Annotated in this window: 9 protein-coding genes and 1 pseudogene; 4 read left to right on the top strand and 6 right to left on the bottom strand. The window is 69.8% G+C overall.

From position 1 onward, the window contains the following. Positions 1–344: 344 nt before the first annotated feature. Entirely contained in the window at positions 345–986 is a 642-nt protein-coding gene (locus ABT300_RS23425) for a DNA-3-methyladenine glycosylase (RefSeq protein WP_351678925.1), read from the bottom strand. A gap of 155 nt (positions 987–1,141) precedes the next feature. On the opposite strand from ABT300_RS23425, the gene ABT300_RS23420 reads away from it, so the two are divergent. From ABT300_RS23420 to ABT300_RS23410, 3 genes are all read left to right on the top strand, one after another. Continuing rightward, complete coding sequence (locus ABT300_RS23420) at positions 1,142–1,924, top strand: sporulation protein (protein ID WP_351678922.1); 783 nt, start codon at positions 1,142–1,144, stop codon at positions 1,922–1,924. Between the two features lie 41 nt (positions 1,925–1,965). After that, entirely contained in the window at positions 1,966–2,505 is a 540-nt protein-coding gene (locus tag ABT300_RS23415; protein ID WP_351678919.1) for a YbhB/YbcL family Raf kinase inhibitor-like protein, read from the top strand. Positions 2,506–2,702: 197 nt separating this feature from the next. Next, positions 2,703–3,209 (top strand): HNH endonuclease, encoded by a 507-nt coding sequence (locus ABT300_RS23410; RefSeq protein ID WP_351678916.1) that lies wholly within the window; start codon positions 2,703–2,705, stop codon positions 3,207–3,209. A 64-nt stretch (positions 3,210–3,273) separates the two neighbouring features. Here ABT300_RS23410 and ABT300_RS23405 read toward each other — a convergent pair whose 3' ends face one another. The 3 genes and pseudogenes from ABT300_RS23405 to ABT300_RS23395 all read right to left on the bottom strand — a co-directional run. Beyond that, entirely contained in the window at positions 3,274–4,242 is a 969-nt protein-coding gene (locus ABT300_RS23405; RefSeq protein ID WP_351678913.1) for an SPFH domain-containing protein, read from the bottom strand. 142 nt (positions 4,243–4,384) lie between these two features. Continuing rightward, positions 4,385–4,816, bottom strand: a complete 432-nt coding sequence (locus tag ABT300_RS23400) for an NfeD family protein (RefSeq protein ID WP_351678910.1) — start codon at positions 4,814–4,816, stop codon at positions 4,385–4,387. 321 nt (positions 4,817–5,137) lie between these two features. Then, positions 5,138–5,668, bottom strand: a pseudogene (locus ABT300_RS23395) (ABC transporter ATP-binding protein); the annotation flags it as partial. 153 nt (positions 5,669–5,821) lie between these two features. On the opposite strand from ABT300_RS23395, the gene ABT300_RS23390 reads away from it, so the two are divergent. Then, positions 5,822–6,610, top strand: coding sequence for an Rv1486c family protein (locus tag ABT300_RS23390; protein WP_351678904.1), 789 nt, complete (start codon positions 5,822–5,824; stop codon positions 6,608–6,610). Between the two features lie 239 nt (positions 6,611–6,849). Here ABT300_RS23390 and ABT300_RS23385 read toward each other — a convergent pair whose 3' ends face one another. Next, positions 6,850–7,089: a chaplin gene (locus ABT300_RS23385; RefSeq protein WP_057582302.1), complete on the bottom strand. Its 240-nt coding sequence runs from the start codon at positions 7,087–7,089 to the stop codon at positions 6,850–6,852. A gap of 194 nt (positions 7,090–7,283) precedes the next feature. Then, positions 7,284–7,529: a chaplin gene (locus tag ABT300_RS23380; RefSeq protein WP_351678901.1), complete on the bottom strand. Its 246-nt coding sequence runs from the start codon at positions 7,527–7,529 to the stop codon at positions 7,284–7,286. Positions 7,530–7,562: the final 33 nt, after the last annotated feature.

The raw sequence follows: 7,562 nt of genomic DNA, 5'->3' as shown, positions 1-7,562 counted from the left end.
ACGCTTCCTTCGTACTCACCCTCTCGGGCTTTCCTCCGGGCAGTTTCCCTTCGGTCTTGCGTTTCCGACTCTATCAGACCGTTTCCGATCCGATTCCCTGTCGGCGGGATTCGCCTCGAGGCTTCAGGCTTTCGCCCTGCGGCCTTTCGACATTCACTACGCTAGCCGATTCCCTCCGCAACTCATAATCGAGTTCCACAAGGTTCGAATTCAGGCATGCGGACATGACGAATTCGCTCCCGTGAGGGGCGTTGTAGGTAGTGGGTTGGCCGCTTCCGGCTGCAGGCGATCGCCGTACCCGGTTCAAGCGGCTCGGGCTACGTTACGCCCCGGCCAACAGCGAGTCAACTTGGGCGACGCCTGGGGACATGGGCCCGATAAGGGCTGACCGTCGGGTCGTCAGCGACCCAGTAACGCCAGGGGTGTACGGCTCCGTCGCCGGAGACTCCGGTGCGCGGACCGCTGCGTACCTGGTCGGAGTGGACGGAGGCCCCGGTCAGGATGCGTAGCGGGGTGTCGCCGGCGGTGCAGGCGTCGGTCCCGTCGAGTGCCCGGTCCACGCCCAGGGCGGTGGCCAGGCGAGCAGGGCCTTTGGCCAGTTCCTTGTCATTTCGGGCCGAGAGTCGACGTTTGCGCGCCGCTTCGACCCCCTCGACGATCTCCCCTGCGCGGAGCAGGACGGCGCTCGCCCGCCCCTCCGGGCCACAGACGAGGTTCATGCAGTGCCACATGCCGTAGGTGAAGTAGACGTACACATGTCCGGGCGGACCGAACATCACGCTGTTGCGGGCCGTGGGGCCGCGATAGGCGTGGGAGCCGGGGTCGTTCGGGCCGTCGTAGGCCTCGACCTCCGTGAGGCGCAGGGTGATCGGGCCGTCGGGGGTCGCGCGGACCAGGAGCCGGCCGAGGAGATCGGGCGCGACCTCCAGGACAGGGCGGTCGAAGAAGGTCCTGGGCAGGGGCGTACGGTCGAGGGTCGCGATCATGCCCTCCGAGCGTAGTGCAGACCGGTGGGTGCGTCGGGGTGGTCAGCGGGCACTCGGCTTGCCAGGGTGAGGGACGCGGAACCGGCCTCGTCGGGATCGCGTATGTAGGGATCGAGGGATCCCGTCCGCACAAGTTCGTAGGTAGAGGGAGAGTCATGGCGTTCAAGAAGCTGCTCGCGAGTCTGGGGGCCGGCGGGGCTTCGGTCGAGACCGTGCTGACCGAGGTCAACGTCGTTCCGGGCGGTGTGGTCCAGGGCGAGGTGCGGATCCAGGGCGGTTCCGTCAACCAGGAGATCGAGGGGCTGTCCGTCGGGCTGCAGGCCAAGGTCGAGGTCGAGAGCGGGGACCAGGAGTACAAGCAGGACATCGAGTTCACCAAGCAGCAGCTCGGCGGCGCGTTCGAGCTCCAGGCGGGCGCGGTGCACGCGGTGCCGTTCGGGCTGGAGATCCCGTGGGAGACGCCGATCACGATGATCGACGGGCAGGCGCTGCGCGGGATGCACATCGGTGTGACGACCGAGCTGGCGATCGCGCGGGCCGTGGACTCCGGTGACCTGGACCCGGTCAACGTGCACCCGCTGCCGGCGCAGAAGGCCATCCTGGACGCCTTCATCCAGCTGGGCTTCCGGTTCAAGAACGCGGACATGGAGCGTGGGCACATCCGGGGCACGCGGCAGAAGCTGCCGTTCTACCAGGAGATCGAGTTCTTCCCGCCGTCGCAGTACCGGGGGCTGAACCAGGTCGAGCTGAGCTTCGTGGCCGACGAGCACACGATGGACGTCGTGCTGGAGATGGACAAGAAGCCCGGGCTGTTCAGTGAGGGCAGTGACACCTTCCGTTCGTTCCAGGTGGGTCTGCAGGACTTCCACGGGACGGACTGGGCCGGGTACCTCAACCAGTGGCTGTCCGAGGTCGGCAGCAGGCGCAACTGGTTCTAGGCTCACAACCGCAACCGCAGAACCGTTCAGGAGGTACCGAGGTGACCGAGCTCAAGAGGCGACCGCTCCCCCATGACTTCCATCCTCCCGTGCCGTCGTTCACGGTGACGAGCGAGGACGTCGAGGAGGGGGGCACGCTCAAGGCCGACCAGGTGCAGGCCAAGGGCAACACCTCTCCGCATCTGCGGTGGGAGGGCTTCCCGCCGGAGACCAAGAGCTTCGCCGTGACCTGCTTCGACCCCGACGCCCCGACGGGCAGCGGGTTCTGGCACTGGGTCGTGTTCGACATTCCGGCCTCGGTGACCGAGCTGCCGGCGGGTGCGGGCAGCGGCGCGTTCGAGGGGCTGCCGGAGGGCGCCGTGCAGGTGCGAAACGACTACGGCAGCAGGGACTTCGGCGGCGCGGCCCCGCCGCCCGGGGACGGACCGCACCGGTACGTCTTCACGGTGTACGCGGTGGACCAGGAGAAGCTCGGTCCGGACGCGGAGGTCTCTCCTGCCGTCGTGGGCTTCAACCTCCGGTTCCACGCGCTCGCCCGCGCCCAGCTGATCGGTGAGTACGAAGATCCCACGGAGGGATGAATCAGCTCATCGTTCATGGAACGTTTGCCCGCCCCTGGTCTTGGAAGTGATCAGGGGCGGGCATTTTTGTTGCCGGGGGTCGCGGGGGTCACCTCCCGTGGAGCAGCAGATATTGCGTTGTCCATCTCGGCGTGCCCGGCCAGAGTTGGTCCCAGCCTGCCAGGGGGTGGGCCGGTGCGCACAGGAGGTGGGCTGGTATGCGGGACACGCTGGTGCTGAACGCGAGCTTCGAGCCGCTGTCGACGGTGACGTTGAACCGAGCCGTCGTTCTGGTGCTCCAGGACAAGGCCGTCGTCGAGCAGGCCCACCCCGAACTGCGGATGCGCGGCGCCGAGGTCGACATCCCGGCGCCCCGGGTGATCAGGCTGTGCAGGTACGTACGGGTGCCGTTCCGAAGACAAGCGCCGTGGTCGAGGCGTGGTGTGCTGATCAGGGACCGCCACCGGTGCGCGTACTGCGGTCGTCGGGCGACGACGGTGGACCACGTGGTGCCGCGGGCGCAGGGCGGTCAGGACGGGTGGCTGAACACGGTCGCCTCGTGCGCGGAGGACAACCACCGCAAGGCGGACCGGACTCCGGAGCAGGCGCAGATGCCTTTGCTGCGGCAGCCGTTCGAGCCGACGCCGGCGGACGCGATGCTGCTGTCGCTGGGTCAGGAGGACCTGGCCGCGCTGCCGGACTGGCTGACGCTGGACGCCGCGTAGCCCGTGTCCGTACGTGCGTGGGGCCCGCCTTCCGTCGGGAGGCGGGCCCCACGCACGTCGGTGGTCAGTCGAGGGACGGCTTCTCACGCCGCTCGTTGCCGCCGCCGTTGTGGCCGTTGTTGTTGCCGTTGCCGTTGCCGCCGCTCGAACCGCCGCCGAACGGGCCGAAGTTGCCCATCGCGCCGGAGAGTCCCTTCAGGGCGTCGCCGATCTCGCTGGGCACGATCCACAGTTTGTTGGCGTCGCCTTCGGCGATCTTCGGGAGCATCTGGAGGTACTGGTAGGAGAGCAGCTTCTGGTCCGGGTCGCCGGCGTGGATCGCCTCGAAGACGGTGCGCACGGCCTGTGCCTCGCCCTCGGCGCGCAGTGCGGCGGCCTTGGCCTCGCCTTCGGCGCGCAGGATCTGCGACTGCTTCTCGCCTTCGGCGGTGAGGATCGCGGCCTGGCGGGTGCCTTCCGCGGTGAGGATCGCGGCGCGCTTGTCCCGGTCGGCGCGCATCTGCTTCTCCATCGAGTCCTGGATGGAGGTCGGCGGCTCGATGGCCTTGAGTTCCACGCGGTTGACGCGGATGCCCCACTTGCCGGTCGCTTCGTCGAGGACGCCGCGCAGGGCCGCGTTGATCTCCTCGCGGGAGGTCAGGGTCCGCTCGAGGTCCATGCCGCCGATGATGTTGCGGAGCGTGGTGACGGTGAGCTGCTCGATCGCCTGGATGTAGCTGGCGACTTCATAGGTCGCCGCCCGGGCGTCGGTCACCTGGTAGTAGATGACGGTGTCGATGTTCACGACCAGGTTGTCCTGGGTGATCACCGGCTGCGGCGGGAACGGCACGACCTGTTCGCGCAGGTCGATGCGGTTGCGGATGGTGTCTATGAACGGGACGACGATGTTGAGGCCCGCGTTGAGTGTGCGCGTGTAGCGGCCGAACCGCTCCACGATGGCGGCACTCGCCTGCGGGATGACCTGGATCGTCTTGATCAGGGCGATGAAGACCAACACCACCAGAATGACCAGGACGATGATGACCGGTTCCATCGCGGCTCCCCGTACCTTTCTCCGCCTCGGCGCTTTCGGAAGATCTCATGTCTGTCGAAGATCTTGCTGGTCGAGTCTGACAGACCGTCGTGCGGCCCGCGAGGTGTTCGGTTCACTTACGTCGTACGGGAGTTGTGCAAGGTCAGATGACGATCGCCGTGGCTCCCTCGATGTCCACGACGTCGACCTCCTGCCCCACGTCGTAGGCGCGTTCGGTGTCGAGCGCGCGCGCCGACCAGATCTCCCCGGCGAGCTTGATGCGGCCCCCCGCGCCGTCGACGCGCTCCAGCACGACGGCGTGCTTGCCCTTCAGGGCGTCGACTCCGGTGGCGAGCCTGGGGCGTTGGCGGTCGTGCCGCATCGCGATGGGCCGTACGACGGCGATGAGGGCGACGGAGACGACGATGAAGACGAGTACCTGTGCCACCGCGCCGAGCCCGAGGCCCGCCGCGATCGCGGCGGCCACGGCGCCGACCGCGAGCATGCCGAACTCGGGCATCGCGGTCACCACGAGCGGGATGCCCAGTGCTGCCGCGCCGATGAGCCACCACACCCACGCGTCGATGTCGGTCACACCGTCATGGTAGGGCCGTACGTCCGGTCGGGGACAGGGCGCAAGGGGGGGCGGTCAGGACAGCGGGAGGCCCTGCGCCGTCCAGCGGTCCCCGACCTGTCCCACGACGAGCGGGAGGCCGAAGCAGAGGGAGAGGTTGCGGGAGGTGAGCTCGAGCTCGACCGGACCCGCGGCGAGGACCTTGCCCTGGCGGATCATGAGGACGTGGGTGAAGCCGGGGGCGATCTCCTCGACGTGGTGCGTGACCATGATCATCGAGGGGGCGACGGGGTCGCGGGCGAGGCGGCCGAGGCGGCGGACGAGGTCCTCGCGGCCCCCGAGGTCGAGGCCGGCGGCCGGCTCGTCGAGGAGCAGCAGTTCGGGGTCGGTCATCAGGGCGCGGGCGATGAGGGTGCGCTTGCGCTCGCCCTCGGAGAGGGTGCCGAACTTCCGGTCGAGGTAGTCGCTCATGCCGAGGCGGTCGAGGAAGGCGCGGGCGCGCTGTTCGTCGACGTCCTCGTACTCCTCCTGCCAGCCGGCCGTCATGCCGTAGGCGGCGGTCAGGACGGTCTGCAGGACGGTCTGCCGCTTGGGGAGCTTGTCGGCGAGGGCGATGCCGGCCATGCCGACGCGCGGGCGCAGCTCGAAGACGTCGGTGCCGGGCTTGCCGAGGGGCTCGCCGAGGACGGAGACGTCGCCGGAGCTCGGGAAGAGGTAGGTGGAGGCGATGTTCAGGAGGGTCGTCTTGCCGGCTCCGTTCGGGCCGAGGATGACCCAGCGCTCGCCCTCCTTGACCGACCAGGAGACCTGGTCCACCAGAGCCCGGCCCTCGCGGACCACGGATACGTCCTGAAGCTCCAGAACATCGCTCATGAGCGCGTTGTCTCCCCTTGCAGTGTGGCCGGTCGTCTGTCGCGGGCGCCTGTGGCTCGGACCGCCGCGCGTGGGTGGGCGCGGCCCCTTCGGGAAAATCTACGCCACCGGTCGGGCGGCCCGTTCCATCGGTCCGGTCCTTAGGGTGGGGGGATGCTTTCGGAACCGCGCTCTGGTCGCCTTGCCGCTTGGGGAAATGCCCTGTTGGCCGGATTCGTCTCGCCGGACGACGCCGTCCTCGCCGTCGTCGGGGACGACGCCGTGCACCGGGTGGAGGGGCTGCCCGGCGAGACGGCGCCGGTCGGGCTCACGCTCGCGCTCGGCCGGCTGCGGACGCTCGGGGTCACCGGACTGCGGGTGGCGCTGCCTGTGCCGGGGCATCCGCTGGGGCTGAGCGGGCCGCCGGAGTTCAACGCGCGGGCGTTGGACGCCGAGGAGGCGGTGGTCGGCCACGGGGCCGGGTACGGGCTGGTGCCCGAGGTGTACGAGGCCGGTCCCGAGGGCGATGTGCACGTCGAGGTGGTGTGGCACTGCCTGCCGGTGCGGGAGGCGCCGCCTGCCGACGTGCCGTCGCTGGGCGAGGCGGAGCGGGAGCTGGCGGAGGCCTTGCGGGACGCCACGGCGGTGCTGTCGCGGCTGGACGTGGCCGGGTCGGGGCCGCTCGCGGAGGCGGCGATCGACGCGTACCGGGCGCGGGCCGAGCGGGGGCGGGAGGTGCTGGCGCCGGGGTATCCGCCGCGGGCGGTGCGGGTGCTGGAGCTGGCGCAGCGGGTGGGGCTGCTGGTGTCCCTGGCGTACGAGAGGGGGCCCGGCGGCGCGGTCACCTCCGGTGAGATGGCGGCGCGTGCGGAGGCGTTGCGGCCGGTGGAGCGGACGGCTCGGCGGGCGCTGGTCGCGGCGTACAACTCCGTTGTGGAGGAGCGGGAGCGGGGGGTGCGGTGAGGGGTGTCTCCGACGGGGGGGCGGGAGTTGGTGTGGGCGTCCGGGGGCTGTGCCCCCGGGCCCCCCTTCGGCCCTGAACGGGCCTTGTCCTCAAGCGCCGGACGGGCTGATTCGGTGCCGGGCGGGCTGATTCTGGTGCCGTCACGGGGTGGTCCTGGCGCCGTCACGGGGTGATACGGGTGTGCGGAGGGGCCCGCGCGTCGTTGACGGGTGGGCCCCTGGGTGGTGCGGTGGTGAACTCAGTCGTTGAAGCAGGTGTTGCCGAACGCCGGGTTCAGTGCGCCGATCACGTTGATCGTGTTGCCGCAGAGGTTGATGGGGACGTGCACCGGGACCTGGACCAGGTTGCCGGAGATGACGCCCGGCGACTTCACGGCCGCGCCCTCGGCACCCGCGTCGGCGACGGCGGCACCGGCCGAGGCTCCCGCGGCGATACCGGCGACGGTGAGGGCGACGGCGGCCTTCTTGGCGATGTTCATGAAATGCGTTCCTCCTGCGGTTGCGTGTCCGACCCGGCCGCGGGTCGTGCGCTGCCCAACGCGGCAGCTCCCGGGACGGTGCGGGGCGGGCCGGGAAGACACCTCGTTCGGATGATTGGGGCGACAAACAGACCGGCCTTCCCCCGGTGGGCGCCGGGGGAAGGCCGGAGGTCACTGCGGGATCGGCGGGGGTCTCAGTGGTTGAGGCCCAGGTTCCCGAAGGCCGGGTTCAGCACGCCGACGACGTTGACGCTGTTGCCGACGACGTTGAGCGGGACCTGCACGGGGGCCTGGACGAGGTTGCCCGAGACGACGCCGGGCGAGTTCTTGGCCTCGCCGAGCGCGGTGGCGCCGTCGGCGGCGGAGGCCATGCCGGCGCCGGCGGCCATCAGCCCGCCGGCCACCATCGTCACGGCCGCTGCCTTCTTCAGGTTCTTCACTTCTGAGCCCTCCTAGCGCTCGCCGCGGCAGTC

The organism is Streptomyces sp. NPDC001027 (genome assembly GCF_040299045.1).
In the GTDB taxonomy this organism is placed as follows: Bacteria; Actinomycetota; Actinomycetes; order Streptomycetales; family Streptomycetaceae; genus Streptomyces.
This window is presented reverse-complemented; position numbering and strand designations above follow the sequence as displayed.